This is a genomic window from Leptolyngbya sp. FACHB-671 (assembly GCF_014695745.1).
Lineage (GTDB): Bacteria > Cyanobacteriota > Cyanobacteriia > Elainellales > Elainellaceae > JAAUTN01.
Genome location: NZ_JACJOV010000110.1, coordinates 1 through 15,346, shown reverse-complemented (window position 1 = coordinate 15,346; position 15,346 = coordinate 1). Strand labels below are relative to the sequence as shown.

Here is a 15,346-nt window from a genome sequence, read left to right as displayed (position 1 = left end):
CTGCTCTCAATCGCATGATCCAAGTTGCAAAGCCTGATAGCTATGAAGTTAAAGCTTAATCTCAACCTAGTTTAGAACTTGATTGGCTCAATTCTCAATCATGCAACAACGCCATTTGCAGGCATTGTTGAATAGCTCTGTTAAAATTCGCTCTAAGGTTGCCGCATCGGACATCAGGACAGGCAAATTTGAGGGGAGATTTATCTGAAAGGTTTGCTGGCGATCGCGCGCCCGTTCCCGAAAAGGGGCAATCACTTGAGGAAGCCAGTCACATAGCTGGATGGGTTTTATGCTGAGAGGATGTTCACCTGCATCCAATCGCTGAAAGTCTAGCAAATCATTAATCAAGCTAATTTCTCGATCGCACTCCGCATCTAAAATGTTGAGATATCGATCGACCGTATTTCTTTTCTCTAATGTTGTTACCTCTTCAGCAGCAGTTCGCTCTTGCTCAAGCGCAATTTTTAACATCCGAATTGCCATTCTCATGTTGGTAATAGGGGAGCGAAGTTCATGAGATGTGGTGCTGAGAAAACTATCTTTGAGTTGGTCAAGTTTTTTCATCTCCTGAATCTGAACTTGCGAAGCTTGATAGAGCCGAGCCTGCCGAATGGCGATCGCACACTGGTTTGTAACTTGCTGCACCAGGCGAATTTCTGACTCATAAAAAACATCCTGCTGTGGCTTAAATAACCACAAGTCACCTAAAACGCCCTGATCATCAACAATAGGACAAGCCAGAATTGTAAGATGCCGAACTGGGTTCTGCCCAATTCCACAAAACTGAAAATGTTCACCCTGTAGAAGCTGGTAATAAGCTTCAGGTGAGGTTCTCATTAAGATAACCTGTCCTAACAACGAGGGTGAACGGGTAACTCCCTCAACCTCAAAGTTTGTGAACTCATAGCGGACTGTGGACGTGGCTAAGTCGAGGTCGTACAGCGCAGCATCACAGCAGATTACACCCAGTACGAGTGCTAGTTCCTGTACCACGGTCTGTAGAATCTGGCTTTCATCCAAACTGTCCCGCACTTTGTCGGTAATGCGTTTTAGACCCGCCTCAAAATCAAGCGCCTGCTGTAACTCAGCCGTACGCTCTTGCACTTGTCGTTCTAGTTCTGAGTTGAGGTTTTCTAAAAGCCGTTCGACTTGCTTGCGCTCGGTGATGTCGCGCAGCAGCCATCGCAGGCTAGCGATCTGACCCAATGCATTGCGAACTACAGTAACCGTTAGCGCTGCATCAAAGGGCGATCGCTGGGGTGAACGGAGACGAATCTGCCAATCTTGCAGCTTGTCTAACTGCTGTAACCGATCGAGTTTGAGATGAAATGAGGAACGATCGGGCTGATCAATAAAAACTAGCAGCGGCTTGCCGACCAGAAACTCTTGGGAAACATTGAGGAGAGTCGCGATCGCATTATTGGCTTCCTCGATTCTGCCGTTGGCATCTGTGACCAAATAACCATCTGGTGCAAATTCAAACAGTTCGCGGTAGCGCTGACGTTCCGATTCTACAGCTTGACGAGTGTTAACTAACGCTTCATTTTGAAGATGCAGTTCTGCCTCAGATGCCTGCAATTCTTCTAAAACTGCCTGAAGCTCTGTCAGCGCTTCCGATAAGAGCGCTTGCTGTGATTCGGGTAGGTCATTTGTTTGTTGTTGTAGTACCCATGCTCTTTGATACACCGCCCTTAACTGTGGGGATACCATACTTGTTAAACCCTAGCTTGCTTTAATGGCGGTTGTTGCCTACATTCTACGGAATACGGGCAGATATGCTCAATCTATCTATTAGTCTTGACCCTGCACTTCCTCCTCGCTTACTCGTCCACTCAGGTTTGCCACCATCCGGATCAATTGAGTCGGCTCAATCGGTTTAGCGATGTGTATTTGAAACCCCGCTCCGATCGCCTGTTGCTGCTCTTGATCGCTGACATAAGCTGTAATTGCTGCTGCAGGAATCTGTCCCCCAGCAATCTCGTCTAATGCTCTCACCTGCCGAATCAGCGAAAACCCATCTTCATCTGGCATTCCAATGTCAGCCAGAAGTACATCATATCTGCTGGGAGATTTAGTCAAAGAAGCGATCGCTTCTCTACCTGAAGTAACCGTCTCAACCTCTGCTCCTACATCTTCTAGGATGTACTTCACCAAGTCCAGGTTATCCACTTCATCATCCACCGCCAGAATGCGTAAGCCTGCCAGGGAGGGAACTTCCTGGTTTACGGGTTCTGTATCTTCCTCTGTTATAGGTTCTAAGTTAATCGGCAATGTCACCTCTGGGGGCATTGAGCGGAGAGGGAGTCTCACCGTAATGGTGGTTCCTTGCCCTTCACCCAGACTTTCAGCTTGTACTGTACCGCCATGCAGTTCTACAATATGCCGGACGATCGCCAAACCTAACCCCAACCCCTGCCTCGTTTTCGTGGTGCTAGAGTCTCCTTGACGGAAGCGATCGAACACATAGGGCAACAAATCTAGCGGAATGCCCTGTCCACTGTCGTTGATGCGAATTTCAGCATCAGCTTGCATCGATGCTACCGTGATTTCTATCCGTCCACCGGGAGGCGTGAACTTAATCGCGTTAGACAGCAAATTCCACAACACTTGCTGGAGGCGATCGCTATCGCCCACAACGGTTGCAGTGTTTAGCTGCGAAACGATTTGAATCGTTTTTGACTCAGCGGCAAGTTGAACCGATTCGATCGCAAGATTTACAAGGGAGACCAGATCTAGCAGCCTCGTGTTGAGGTGCAGCTTGCCACTGGTAATGCGAGAAATATCGAGCATGTCCTCAATCAGTTGAGATTGGGCCCTAGCGCTCCGCCCAATCACTTCTAACCCACGAGCTGCGGTTGCCCCATCGAGTTGGCGGTTGCAGAGCAATTGCGACCAGCCCAGCATCGTATTGAGCGGGTTGCGGAGTTCATGGGAGAGGTTCGACAAAAATTCGTCTTTGGCGCGGTTAGCCGCTTCTGCCTGTTGACGGGCAGTTTGCTCTTGGCTCAGGAGTTGCGATCGCTCGGCTTCAAACTGCTTGCGATCGGTGATGTCTTCAACCGACAGCAAAAGTCGTTGAGCTTCCTCAGTTTGAATAATCTTCCAGGCATTCAGCAACATGACTTTGTGTCCAATCCGCTCAAAATCATGCTCGACCTCAAAGTTTTGCAAATCTGTATTGTTGGTCAGAACGTCTTCCAGAAGCGATCGCAGTCCAGGAATATTCCATTGACCGTTGCCCAAATCAAACAGTAGCGTCTGCGCGGTTTCAGGAGGAGCCACCTGAAACGTGTCATAGAACGATCGATTGGCGGTATTTACTCGGAAATCAGGCTCCAGCACCAGCAGCGGCACTTGCACTGTTTCGACGATCGCTTCGGCATAGTTCCGGGCTGCTTCGAGGGTGGCAGCACTACGCTTGACGGCATCAATATCTAGCAGCACCATCACCACGCCATCGATCTGGTTCTCAGTGGTGCGGTAGGGGCGCATCCGCAACGTATACCAGTGCCCTCCCTGAGTTTGCACCTCTAGCTCCTTCACACTGAGGGTTTCCAGCACCTCCAACAGTAGCGACTCTAAGTCTGGGATGTTGAGATTGGCTCTGATGTCGCTCAGGGGTCGTCCGGCATCCCCCGGGATGAAGTTGAATAAACGCTGTGCCATCGGCGTGAAGCGGCGAATGCGTAAGTCGTTGGTCAACATCAGAATCGGGATGTTAATGCTAGCCAGCAAATTGGTCAGATCATTATTGACCTGATGCAATTCCCCGTTGCGGCTACGAAGTTCTTCATTCGTGGTGTTGAGTTCTTCGTTGGTTGCCTGTATCTCTTCTTTAGCAGTTTCTAGCTCCTCATTGGTGCTTTGCAGTTCCTCATTGCTGGACAAAATTTCTTCATTGGCAACTTTGAGGTCTTGATTGGTATACTCCTGCTCTTTAATAATTGCCTGCAAATATTCTTGAGTTGCGGCTCGTTCCTGGTTGGCAGCGGCAAGTTCTCTCCTGAGTCGTGCGTTTTCCTGCTCTAACTCTCCCTGAGGAATATCCGAATTGATCGGGCTGGGGCTGCTAGTAGGGGGGATGTCTTCAAACAGCACTAAAAAGCGGCGTTCTTCAGTCGGTGGAATTTTAAAGGGAATCACCTGAAGGTTAACGACTCTGGCGTGTTCACTCTCTTCTAGGCGGAGACCGTTCTTAATGACAGGCATTTCTTGTCGTTGGGCTTGATAAATAGCAGCCCGTACCTCGACCAGCAGGCCCTCCCTTAATAAGTTGAATAGGTTGAGGTTTGCAACTCCAGAGACGAGTTTTAAGTAGTGATCGACATTTCCCCGAAATTGCAGCACCTGCATTTTGTCGTCAAGTACCGCTCCCACTGGAGCGTAATGGTTAGCAATCAGGTGATCGATCTTTTTTTCTAAGTCAAACTCTTCGGTTGGGGCAGACATTGGCTGGCGATCGTTCGCCTTCGGCAACGGATAGTTGCTAGGGATGAACGAAAATATTGGACGAGTAGCAGTAGGATTCTTAGCGTAAAGCTTGTACTTTTTCTCGACTAACGTAAATAAGTCTGAGACTTGACCAATGCTCTCAGAGGTGCCCAGCAACAGAAAACCTGCTGGATTAAGACTGTAATGGAAGATCGGCATAATCCGCTTTTGCAGTGCGTCTCCCAAATAAATCAGCAGATTGCGGCAGCTAATCAAATCAAGATTAGAAAACGGGGGATCGCTGCCTAAATTTTGACGGGCAAATACACAGAGTTCACGTACCGCCTTATTGATTTGAAATCGCTCTCCCTCAATGGCATGAAAAAAACGGCGGCGGCGCGCCGTTGACACTTCCACCATCTGATTCTCGGCATAAACGCCTGCTCTGGCTTTGTCGATCGCTATTTCGCTGATATCCGTCGCAAAAATCTGGATCGGGAATTGGACAGACTGATCCTCCAAAAATTCCAGCAGGCAGATGGCGATCGAATACACCTCTTCACCCGTCGAACAGCCCGCCACCCAGATCCGAATTGGCATGTCAGCAGATTTGTTTTGCGTAATCGTAGAAAAGACTCGCTCTTTCAACAAGTCGAACGCGTCTGGATCGCGGAAAAAGCTAGTCACATGGATCAGAATTTCTTCATACAGAGCCTTGACCTCAGCCGGATGCGCTTGTAGATAAGCAACATAGTCCTCCAACTGTTCCAACTTATACAGCAGCATTCGTCGCTGAATTCGCCGATTGATCGTGTTGGGCTTGTAGCGGCTAAAGTCAACCCCTGTGTGCGATCGCAGTAAGGCAAAGATCGTCGCCAGGGCATCGGCAGGTTGAGGTAATTCCTCCGCCAAGCCCGGTGACTGTGAGTGGTCCAACATCGGATTGCGACTCAGGTTTGCCAATTCTTCAGCAATTTTTGCGGGCGGCAGCACAAAATCGACATCTCCCGTAGCAACCGCCGTATTTGGCATGCTGTCAAATTGGGCTGTGTCTTTACACTGAGCAAATGTCACCCCGCCAGCTGCCTTGATTGCTTTCAACCCCAACGATCCATCGCCATCTAACCCCGATAAAACGATGGCGATCGCTTTGTGTCCGCGATCGGATGCCAGCGAAGCAAAAAAAGCATCCCCCGGCATATACCTGCCAAACACCTTCTCCCGGGGCGACAGTTGCAGCACACCGTTTGAGAGCACCATTTTGGTATTAGGCGGAATCACATAAACTTGGTTTGGCTCTACGGTTGTGTTGTTCTGTACTTCGCGGACTGACAGTTGTGTGACTCTGTTGAGAATCTCGCTCAACAAACTCTCATGATCTGGCGCTAAATGTTGAATCAGCACAAATGCCATTCCAGTATCGGTTGGAAGGTGGCTGAGTAACTGCGTAAAGGCTTCTAACCCTCCCGCAGAGGCAGCTACTCCCACAATAGGAAAAGGTGCATCAACTGGTTCCCCAGTTAATTCAAATATCGGTGGTTGCGAGGAGTCAGAAGGCATAGGTTAGTCAGGCATTCACTGTGGCAGCTATCACCTTTACTCTAAGATGATTTACTCGATCGCGTTGTGCTTAATTAAGCTTTAAGTAGAAGCCGTACCACAACTCTCGATACTGAGGGCATTGAGATTCGCATCGCTCATTCCCCTTCCTACACGTCAAGGTACAACCCCATTGAACATCGTTTTTCCCTCATTTCACACGGGTTTGTCAAGGAGTAAGTCTTAGAGTGTTGAAATGGTTCGAGACTTGATGGCAAAGTCGAAGACACAAACCGGGTTTAGTGTGATGGAAACGATTTTAGATAACGTTTATGAAACAGGACGAAAAGTAACTCAAGAGTTTAAGGAGACAATGGAAATTGTATTTGATGAGTACTTACCCCAGTGGAATTACACAGCAAAACCACAAAACTGATAGTGTGATTTATTTGATTCTCGCTCTTTAGTTTGAAGCGTTTATCGGTGGTCACTGGTACGCCTTTGATGCGACCCAATCAGAACCATAGGGAAATCGGATTGCGATCGCCTATGGTTGAGATGCAGCGGATGTCGCATTAGCCACTCAATCTGGACTTCTAACCCTGCCTGAAATGAACGTCTGGGTTCAGGCAGACGAACCCGTAAATGGTTAGAGACAATCGTTCTGAATTAGAATGGAGAGATAAACAGCGATCACGCTACATGTCGCGAGGCGACCAGCCTGGTGCCAATACAGTTTTAAGACACTTTGTAGATCAAGAACGAGGTTTCAGATTGCAGGATTTGAAGTATCTGAGCTTCGTTTAACTCTGTTAACTATCAACCCAACTTCGTCTCAAAAATAGATGAATTCCTTTTGTCTCAAAGCGCACAAAAGACAGAAGTAAGGCAACAGCCTATCAACCGCTCACTCTCATTTTTTAGCTTTTAAGGGATAAAAAAATATGACTTTTTTGTTTGATTTTTCACGAAATTATTGCATTACAATCTGCGCCTTTTTGGTGCCCGCTAATCTTTTGTTAACCCTATGCACCCTATACCTGGTAGTCAGGTTTCAATCCTCAGTCCAGGTTTATTGGTCAGCCTTTGCGGCGAGCCTGTTTGCGTTGGTTTTGCTGTTGCACGATTTTACCTGGTTCAGTATTGGAGTGGTCATGCCTCCTACCTACATTTTATTAGCCTTAGCTTGCGTTTGCCTCAGTCTGAACATGTGGGTGGTCGCTCATCCAGCCAGTATGAAGCAACTACTTAAAGAATTCACATTGATATGGTACAGAAATATTGCAATGCTGACCAACCACACGTTCTCTCTTAAAGCGACAGAACGCAATTAGTTCATTGAATACTTCCAATAGACTTGTTGGGTAATAGCGAGAAAAGCGGCTGAAAGCTATGTTCTGCAGAGGGTGTAGCGATTTCTGGTAAAAATAGCGGTAAAGCTTGCTGGGTAAGGTTTTCAAGGGGTTTTGTTCTATTTCCCGACAACTCTAACGGACTGGAGGCACGATCGCCACCCTTTCTTGCCCCTGCCAAATGTCTGCAGCGATCGCATAAAGGGGCGTATCGGCTTCAGCTTTACGGTACACCACCAGCACACTAAACACCAGTTGACTCAGCGGTTCAAACTCGACGGGAATTTGTTCTAGCTCACCCTCCTTGCGACTGCGACTGCGAGTCTGATTAATGCGATCGCGGTTTCTGAGTAAGGTGATTCCTTCGACGATGCGCGATGCCACCTATTTCCTTGATAGCATTCTCGGGAATGAGACGGAGTTGACCATTCTGGAACATACCACCGATACTCCAGGCTACACCGAACTCATCTTTGCCTTGTTTGATCTATTAGGGTTATCCTTCTCTCCTCACATTCGCGATGTCGGCACCCAGCAACTCTAGGTTGTGTCACAAAAATCGGTCAATGGTAAGGTGTGATAGCTTAAACTCTTGCACCTGATTTTTCTATGTCTCCTTCATCCCTGTTTAAGTGGCGGCATTTTTTGCCAGAGATCATCCTGCTGAATTTGCGATGGTATTGCCGCTACTCGCTGAGTTTGCGGAATTTGGAGGAAATGATGGCTGAGCGTGGAGTGAAGGTGGATCACTCGACCATCAACCGTTGGGTGTTGAAGTATGCCCCAGAACTCGACAAACGCATTCGACCACACTTGAAGCCGACAAACGACTCGTGGAAGGTTGACGAGACGTATATCCAAATCAAAGGCGAGTGGAAATATCTGTATCGCGCTGTAGATTCACAAGGCAATACATTGGACTTTCTGTTAAGTGCGCTCGCGAGATGGCAAAGCAGCGGCGCGCTTCTTTCGTAAAGTGTTGAAAGCTAGCCATGTCAGCCAACCACGCGTCATCAATGTGGACAAGAATGCGGCTTATCCGGTCGCCATTGAACGGCTAAAAAGCGATCAAACGCTGGCAGCCCAGACCGAACTGCGGCAGGTGAAATATTTGAATAACCTGATTGAGCAAGATCATCGCAACATTAAGCGCATCGTCAAACCAATGCTGGGATTCAAGTCGTTCAACAGTGCCAGACAAACGTTGAGAGGAATTGAAGCGATGAATATGATTCGTAAGGGACAGATTCAGGGTGTTGAGAGAAGCGATGTGCGATCACAAGTAGAATTCGTGTCTCGAATTTTTGGACTTGTTGCTTAATTGAGTCCGGATTAAGCCATTTGTTCGTTCCCAATAGTTTTTGCGACAGAGCCCGACTTGCTACATCACACCGCTACCTTTACCCCCAATAATGTGCACATCAATATTTTTGAGCAGTCGTAACAGTTTGTGTGTAAGTGATCCACGTAAGATTAATTTCCAATGTGATCGCTGACTTTCACCAATCACAATTTGAGTGATGTAGTAGCTTCTAGCAACTTCTGCGATCGCCTTTGCTTTGTCATAGTCTTTGGCTCGAATAAATTCTCCGCCGAACTCCTTGCAAAGCCGTTCACAAGTCTCAACGTGCAAACTCTCTGCTTTAGTGAGAAAGCGGTCGGGATCATCAACAAATAAACAGTAGAAGGGTGCGTGCATATATCCGGCAATCCGGGCACCACGCCGAATTAACTGAATCGCATTGGGATAGGTTGAAACACAGACTAGAACTCGCTCATGAATACTGCAAAAAAGAGGATCCGTTTTGGTTCCATTGGATGCTTCCTCAAGGGCATCTTCTTCAATGTTGTCAGCGACTTCTCGTAAGGCTAATTCTCGTAAGGCAATCAGGTTGCGCCGCTGAAAAAAGTTTTGCAGCGATTGCTCCACTTTCTCCATCGCATAAATTTTGCCGTCCCGTAGTCGCTCCTCCAGGGTTTCAGGTGTGACGTCAACCACAATCACTTCATCGGCTTCTTCTAGGAGGCGATCGGGCACGCGCTCTCGCACCACTACCCCTGTAATCCGAGCAACTAAATCATTCAGACTCTCCAGATGTTGAATATTGACAGTGGAGTAAACGTCAATTCCTGCTGCCAGAATAATTTCTACATCCTGATAGCGTTTTTCTCGCTGAGAGCCAGGAACATTCGTATGGGCGAGTTCATCTACCAGAGCCAGTTGGGGTTGACGCGCCAACACTGCCTCCGTATCCATTTCCGTTAGGACAACTCCATTGTGGTTGACCCACTGGCGTGGCACCATCTCCAACTCTTCGGCTTTTTCTGCAGTTTCCTTGCGTCCGTGGGTCTCCAGCAGTCCAATTACCACATCGACTCCACATTGCTTGAGTTGATATGCCTCCTCCAGCATTTTGAAGGTCTTGCCCACACCCGGAGCCATACCAATGAAAATTTTGTGCTTACCCCGACGGGCAGGACAGATGTATGTACGGTCAGGGGAAGAATTTGGAGATGGGTACATGGGTTAACTTGCAGGATTCAATGCATCGAGAGCAAGATTAAGCTTTAATACATTCACACCAGGTTCACCGAAAATGCCTAGGAATCGCCCCTCTGTATTTTGAACAATTAACAGTTCCACTTGATTGGGCTGAAGTCTACGTACTCCTGAAATCCGTGTGGCTTGCGCTCTGGCTGCCTCTGGTGTGATGTGGGGATCAAGCCCGGAGCCGGAGGTATAGACCAAGTCTGTGGTAGGTTGAATTTCCGCCTGTTTCAATTGGGTTGTTGTTTCCTGGACTCGCTTGAGTAGATCAGGATTGGAAGGAGCCAGGTTACTTGCACCCGATATACCAGTTTTAAGAACACCGGCTTCGTCGTTCGTAGGATTAGCAGTGCTGTAGTTGGTGATGCTGGGGCGACTGTTGAAGTAGCGATCGCTTGTAAACGGCTGTCCAATTAAGGCTGATCCGACGGGCTGACCTTGAGTATTGGTCAGGATGCTGCCGTTTGCCTGAAAGGGAAAGGCGATTTGCCCAAAGGCAACCATGACTAACGGATAAATCAGAGCGGTGATGACCCAGAGTACCAGGGTTGATCGAATGGCTCGACCTGCCTCGCGTGCGAAACTCATTAAAACTTCTCCGGTACAAACATGACAAAGAATAGATAAATGGAAAGCACAACAGTTCCCAGTCCCAATAGTCCCAATGACCAGGCTTGAGTACGGGAGAATTCATTGCCACTGGCTGCATAAACAACAGGGGCAATGACCAGGTTGAAGCACAGTGTCAGAAACAGGTACAGTGGCAGCTTTTGCCTGCGCCATTCTGACCAGATTTCTGAGACTGTTTCAAGTGTTTGAGTCGTCATCTTAATTGATGGAAGTGATGGTTTTAAGGATTTGCGGTTCATAGCTAGAAAGGAATTTGAAGGGTTAGGACAACGGCAAGATTAGATCAATCGCCTTGATTGCAATAAACGGGGCAATGATGCCACCTAACCCATAAACCAAAATGTTGCGTTGTAGCAGTTGATCGGCGGTAAGGGGTCGGAACTGTACACCTCGCAAAGCTAGAGGGATCAGGACCGGGATAATCAAAGCGTTGTATATCAGGGCAGAGACGATTGCCGATTGGGCACTCTTTAAGCCCATGATGTTGAGTGCACCAATCCCGGCAGCCGCAAAAATAGTGGGAATAATCGCAAAGTATTTGGCGATGTCGTTGGCAACGGAGAAGGTGGTCAACGCGCCACGGGTGATCAGGAGTTGTTTCCCGATTGTCACCAGGTCGATCAATTTAGTTGGATCAGAATCTAGATCGACCATGTTGGCAGCTTCCTTTGCCGCCTGAGTGCCAGAGTTCATGGCTACTCCAACATTGGCTTGAGCCAGAGCAGGTGCATCATTGGTGCCATCTCCGGTCATGGCAACGAGCTTGCCTTGAGCTTGCTCAAGGCGAATGACATCAATTTTGTCTTCAGGGGTGGCTTCAGCAATAAAATCATCCACTCCCGCTTCCTGAGCAATCACAGAGGCAGTAATGCGGTTATCGCCTGTGAGCATGATGGTTTTGACACCCATGCGCCGCAGTTGGTCAAACCGTTCTCGCAGTCCGGGTTTCACGATGTCCTTGAGGTAGATTACACCGTAGAGTTCATTGCCTTGGCAGACGGCAAGAGGCGTTCCACCTAAGCGGGAAACACGTTCGTAGGCTTCATCCAGAGTTGTGGGAACTTGACCACCGCGCGATCGCACAAATCCCTTAATTGCATCCACTGCTCCTTTGCGATACTCTTGACTATCGAGATCAGTTCCACTCATACGGGTTCTAGCTGAGAACTCGATTCCCTCTGCGGGTTGCCCATCCAGTTCAAAGTTTGCACCTAATTTCTGAGCTAGTTGGACGATCGATCTTCCTTCAGGAGTCTCATCAAACACACTGGCGACCAAACAAACATCAGCAACGTCTTGAAGATTATGACCGTTCACAGGAATAAACTCGTCGGCTAAACGGTTTCCCAGTGTAATTGTCCCGGTTTTATCAAGAACTAGCGTGTTTACATCACCACAGGTTTCTACAGCACGTCCAGAGGTGGCAATGACGTTAAACTGAGCCACCCGATCCATCCCGGCAATGCCGATCGCACTCAACAGTCCGCCAATCGTGGTGGGAATGAGGGCAACCAGAAGGGAAATCAAAATAGCGATGCTCGTTCCAGAACGCAAACCATTACCTGTCGCTGTTCCGACAACACTGTCTAAAAAGCCAGCAATGTAACCAGAAATAGCTGGGATTGTGGCGACAACAATCAAAAACACCTGGGTCAACACGGCTAGCAACACCGTTAGCGCAATCTCATTCGGGGTTTTGCTGCGTTCGGCTCCTTCTACCAGAGAAATCATGCGGTCGATGAATCCTTGCCCTGGATCAGAGGTAATTCGCACAATCAGTTCATCCGAGAGCAGGCGAGTACCCCCCGTGACGGAACTAGCAATATCTGTACCCGGTTGTTTCAAGACCGGAGCCGATTCCCCGGTGATGGCTGATTCATCCACCGAACCAATGCCCTGAATCACTTCACCATCCGCAGGAATCATGTCTCTCGCTATCACTTTCACCTGATCGCCCCGGCGCAATTCAGTAGAACTGACATCCTGAATCGCACCATCAGGCAGCATTTTACGCGCAACTGTATCACTACGGGTCGATCGCAATGCATCCGCCTGTGCCTTTCCTCGCCCTTCGGCAATGGCTTCGGCAAAGTTGGCAAAGAGCACTGTAAAGAACAAAATGAACGTGATAATGCCATTGAGTATTCGTTGCTGACCAACAGTTTCCTGAACTGTGCCAAACAGATTGGGATTGATGGTAACCAGCAGAGTCACGATCGTCCCTAGCCACACCACAAACATGACGGGATTACGCACTGCCACACGCGGGTTCAACTTAACAAATGATTCTCGAATGGCGCGTTGATACAGCCCCTTGCGATCGGCTTTTGGGGTGTGTTTGCGATCATCACGGCGATCAGTGGGAACTCGAATTGGGTGAGAGGATGTAGATGGAGAAGATCCGTTTCTAGTTTTCATAAATGCTCAAAACTCCTACCCAATTCCGTTGACAATTTGAAATGCCTCTGCCACTGGACCTAGTGCTAGTACTGGAAAGAAGGTCAGTGCGCCCAGAATCAGAATTACGCCAGCCGTTACTCCGGTAAATAGCCCTGTATCGGTTCGTAAGGTTCCAGCCGTTGCAGGGACAGGCTGCTTGCGAGACATACTATCGGCAAGGAAAAGTAAAGCGGTGATGGGGACGTAGCGTCCTACCAGCAAGCTAAAACAAGTACTTAGGTTCCACCAGAGAGCGGTTGTACTGGTCGTTGCCCCCGCCTCAATTGCAATTGGCGAAGGTTGCGAATCTACTAGTCCTTCAAAGCCAGAGCCATTATTGGCGGCAGCGGAAGCATATTCATAAATAACTTGGGTTAAACCATGAAAACCGGGATTGCTGATGCCCTGGAGGTCTGGAAATGCCAAGGTGATCGCACTGGGAAGCAGGATGGCGATTGGGTGAACCAGCAGAATCAGGAAACTTGCCAGCACCACTTCCCGTTTCTCAATCTTGCGTCCCAAAAATTCGGGTGTGCGTCCCACCATTAACCCTGTGACAAACACTGCCAGAATTAGATAGGCAAACAGGTAGGCAGTTCCCGTTCCCTGTCCACCAAACACAATTTGGAAAAACATATTAGACAGGGTAGAGAAACCTCCATTAGGCATGAAGGAGTCATGTAAACTATTGACCGCTCCGGTCATCGTGCCAGTTGTCGCTACGGCATACAAAGCAGATTGCGCCCAGCCAAATCGCACTTCTTTGCCTTCTAAGTTGGGAGCCTGATCAACACCCAGTAAGGTCTTGACCAGTGGATTGCCGTTGTATTCCCCAATCGCCGTAACAATGATGAACCCAACCAGAATGCTGAACGGAATCAGATAAATTAACCAGGATTGCTTGATGTTGTTGGCAAATATTCCGTAGGTGTAAATCAACGAACTGGGAATAGACAAAATCGCCACTAATTGCAGCAAATTGGTAAACCCATTCGGATTTTCAAACGGATGTGCGGAATTAATCGCAAAGAAACCGCCGCCGTTTTCACCCAGTTCTTTAATGATTTCAAAGTGAGCAACAGGACCACGGGCGATCGCCTGATTGATTGCTGGATCTTCCAGGGTAGGAACAACTAGGGGACCTGCCAGGGTTTCTGGCACACCTGCAATAATCAGGATAATCGCCCCCACAATACTGATGGGCAACAACACACGGGTAATCGCTCGCATCAGATCCACATAAAAATTGCCCAGTGGTCTGCCCGTCAATCCTCGAATAAAGGCAATCCCCACCGCCAAACCAGTCGCGGCAGACGTGAACATAGGGTAGCCCAATCCCCACATCTGGCTAGCGTAACTGAGATAGGTTTCTCCAGAGTAATGCTGTTGATTGGTATTCGTAATAAACGAAATTGTGGTGTGCAACGCCGTATCCCAGGTAGGAGCAGGAATCCCAGTTGGGTTAAATGGCAAAAATGGCTGAAACATGATGATGGCAAAAATCAGTATCGCCATCACCGCATTGCTGTAGACGATCGCCCGGGCATACTGCCAGCCCGTCATATTCTCTTTTAACCTCACCCCAATCAATGAGTAAAGCCCCCGCTCAACTGGATTGAGAACCGGATCAAGTAGAGTTCTCTCTTCCATAAACACCTTTGCCAGATAGTGCCCAAAGAAGGGGGTGAGTGTCACGACAATTAGCAGCGTCAGCGCGATCTGAATCCATCCTTGCAACATAAGACATTCAACTCCGACATCAGTGAATAGACTGTTGCTGAATTGATGAGCTATCAAATATCTCAGCATTGACCGAGAACTAACAACTCAACTTTTCAACCGTCCCTACTCACTGATGGTGAAACTCCAATTTAGGAATTACAAGGTATAGAGCAGCATTTACTGCATTTTTTAGATCACTGATATAGCTCCCAAGGAGAATGTTTAGCCGTTGTTTAGATGCAAATTTGTATTTGCAGATATAAATTTGCATCTAAACGCGAAGTGAGCGTTGTTTTCAGGTAGAGCTACGTAGAGAATCGCTAGACTTTTGGAATAGGGCTAGCTCAATAACTGTCCTATTTCAGGAGCCAAGTGTTGCAATTCCAACATGTTTTCCGTTCAAAAGACTGGTATTTGGGAACATTCTGGTTAGTGGTGGGACTTTTTGCCGTGGTTTTTTCCCTGGAGTTAGCAACTCCACCAGAGTATGTATTTGGCTACCTCTACATTGGTCCAATTCTCTTAGCAAGTGCCCATTTAAGCCGCAAAGTCACTTTTCAGGCAACCCTGATGAAACTGTCAGAACTGAGTACTCAAATTGAGGGTAGAAGCCCCTGCCTGATAAACTAGCTTCTGCCCTCAACTTCCGTTCAGTCCGCCTTCGATGAACTGTCCTCACTGCAGC

General features: G+C 48.1%; 14 protein-coding genes. 6 read left to right on the top strand and 8 right to left on the bottom strand.

What is annotated here, in order from left to right; genetic code table 11:
- Positions 1 to 87: 87 nt before the first annotated feature.
- Together H6F93_RS14835 and H6F93_RS14830 are read right to left on the bottom strand one after the other, a co-directional pair.
- Positions 88 to 1,710, bottom strand: coding sequence for a sensor histidine kinase (locus tag H6F93_RS14835; protein ID WP_190682020.1), 1,623 nt, complete (start codon positions 1,708 to 1,710; stop codon positions 88 to 90).
- Between the two features lie 81 nt (positions 1,711 to 1,791).
- Positions 1,792 to 5,991, bottom strand: coding sequence for a chemotaxis protein CheB (locus tag H6F93_RS14830; RefSeq protein WP_190682017.1), 4,200 nt, complete (start codon positions 5,989 to 5,991; stop codon positions 1,792 to 1,794).
- Positions 5,992 to 6,111: 120 nt separating this feature from the next.
- Here H6F93_RS14830 and H6F93_RS35230 point away from each other — a divergent pair, with 120 nt between their 5' ends.
- The 3 genes from H6F93_RS35230 to H6F93_RS14815 all read left to right on the top strand — a co-directional run bounded on the left by H6F93_RS35230 (position 6,112) and on the right by H6F93_RS14815 (position 7,222).
- Entirely contained in the window at positions 6,112 to 6,210 is a 99-nt protein-coding gene (locus H6F93_RS35230; RefSeq protein WP_190646364.1) for an ISAzo13-like element transposase-related protein, read from the top strand.
- Positions 6,211 to 6,226: 16 nt separating this feature from the next.
- Entirely contained in the window at positions 6,227 to 6,406 is a 180-nt protein-coding gene (locus H6F93_RS14820; protein ID WP_190646354.1) for an ISAzo13-like element transposase-related protein, read from the top strand.
- Positions 6,407 to 6,997: 591 nt separating this feature from the next.
- Positions 6,998 to 7,222 (top strand): hypothetical protein, encoded by a 225-nt coding sequence (locus tag H6F93_RS14815; protein ID WP_190646355.1) that lies wholly within the window; start codon positions 6,998 to 7,000, stop codon positions 7,220 to 7,222.
- A 235-nt stretch (positions 7,223 to 7,457) separates the two neighbouring features.
- On the opposite strand, the gene H6F93_RS14810 is transcribed toward H6F93_RS14815, so the two are convergent.
- Positions 7,458 to 7,706 (bottom strand): hypothetical protein, encoded by a 249-nt coding sequence (locus H6F93_RS14810; protein ID WP_190682014.1) that lies wholly within the window; start codon positions 7,704 to 7,706, stop codon positions 7,458 to 7,460.
- Between H6F93_RS14810 and H6F93_RS14805 the strand changes: the two genes are divergently transcribed.
- A complete protein-coding gene (locus H6F93_RS14805) occupies positions 7,693 to 7,866 on the top strand; it encodes a Tn3 family transposase (RefSeq protein ID WP_190682011.1) in 174 nt (57 codons plus the stop codon). The two genes, H6F93_RS14810 and H6F93_RS14805, sit on opposite strands and share 14 nt — an antisense overlap.
- A gap of 65 nt (positions 7,867 to 7,931) precedes the next feature.
- Positions 7,932 to 8,643, top strand: a protein-coding gene (locus tag H6F93_RS14800) for an IS6 family transposase (protein ID WP_242043473.1) whose coding sequence is annotated in 2 segments (ribosomal slippage) — positions 7,932 to 8,258 and positions 8,260 to 8,643 — 711 coding nt in all. Because the reading frame shifts where the segments join, the coding sequence is not laid out codon by codon here.
- A 60-nt stretch (positions 8,644 to 8,703) separates the two neighbouring features.
- Here the strand turns inward: H6F93_RS14800 and H6F93_RS14795 are convergent.
- The 5 genes from H6F93_RS14795 to kdpA all read right to left on the bottom strand — a co-directional run bounded on the left by H6F93_RS14795 (position 8,704) and on the right by kdpA (position 14,679).
- Positions 8,704 to 9,846 carry a histidine kinase gene (locus H6F93_RS14795; RefSeq protein ID WP_190682006.1) on the bottom strand — a complete coding sequence of 381 codons (1,143 nt, stop codon included), beginning with the start codon at positions 9,844 to 9,846 and terminating at the stop codon, positions 8,704 to 8,706.
- Positions 9,847 to 9,849: 3 nt separating this feature from the next.
- Positions 9,850 to 10,458, bottom strand: coding sequence for a K(+)-transporting ATPase subunit C (gene kdpC, locus H6F93_RS14790; protein WP_190682002.1), 609 nt, complete (start codon positions 10,456 to 10,458; stop codon positions 9,850 to 9,852).
- Entirely contained in the window at positions 10,458 to 10,697 is a 240-nt protein-coding gene (locus H6F93_RS14785) for a potassium-transporting ATPase subunit F (RefSeq protein ID WP_190681999.1), read from the bottom strand. Before H6F93_RS14785 ends, kdpC begins: the two co-directional genes overlap by 1 nt.
- Positions 10,698 to 10,761: 64 nt before the next feature.
- Positions 10,762 to 12,918 (bottom strand): potassium-transporting ATPase subunit KdpB, encoded by a 2,157-nt coding sequence (kdpB, locus tag H6F93_RS14780; protein WP_190681996.1) that lies wholly within the window; start codon positions 12,916 to 12,918, stop codon positions 10,762 to 10,764.
- Between the two features lie 15 nt (positions 12,919 to 12,933).
- Positions 12,934 to 14,679, bottom strand: coding sequence for a potassium-transporting ATPase subunit KdpA (gene kdpA / locus H6F93_RS14775; protein WP_190681993.1), 1,746 nt, complete (start codon positions 14,677 to 14,679; stop codon positions 12,934 to 12,936).
- A 357-nt stretch (positions 14,680 to 15,036) separates the two neighbouring features.
- On the opposite strand from kdpA, the gene H6F93_RS14770 reads away from it, so the two are divergent.
- Positions 15,037 to 15,291, top strand: a complete 255-nt coding sequence (locus tag H6F93_RS14770; protein ID WP_190681990.1) for a hypothetical protein — start codon at positions 15,037 to 15,039, stop codon at positions 15,289 to 15,291.
- Positions 15,292 to 15,346 lie beyond the last annotated feature (55 nt).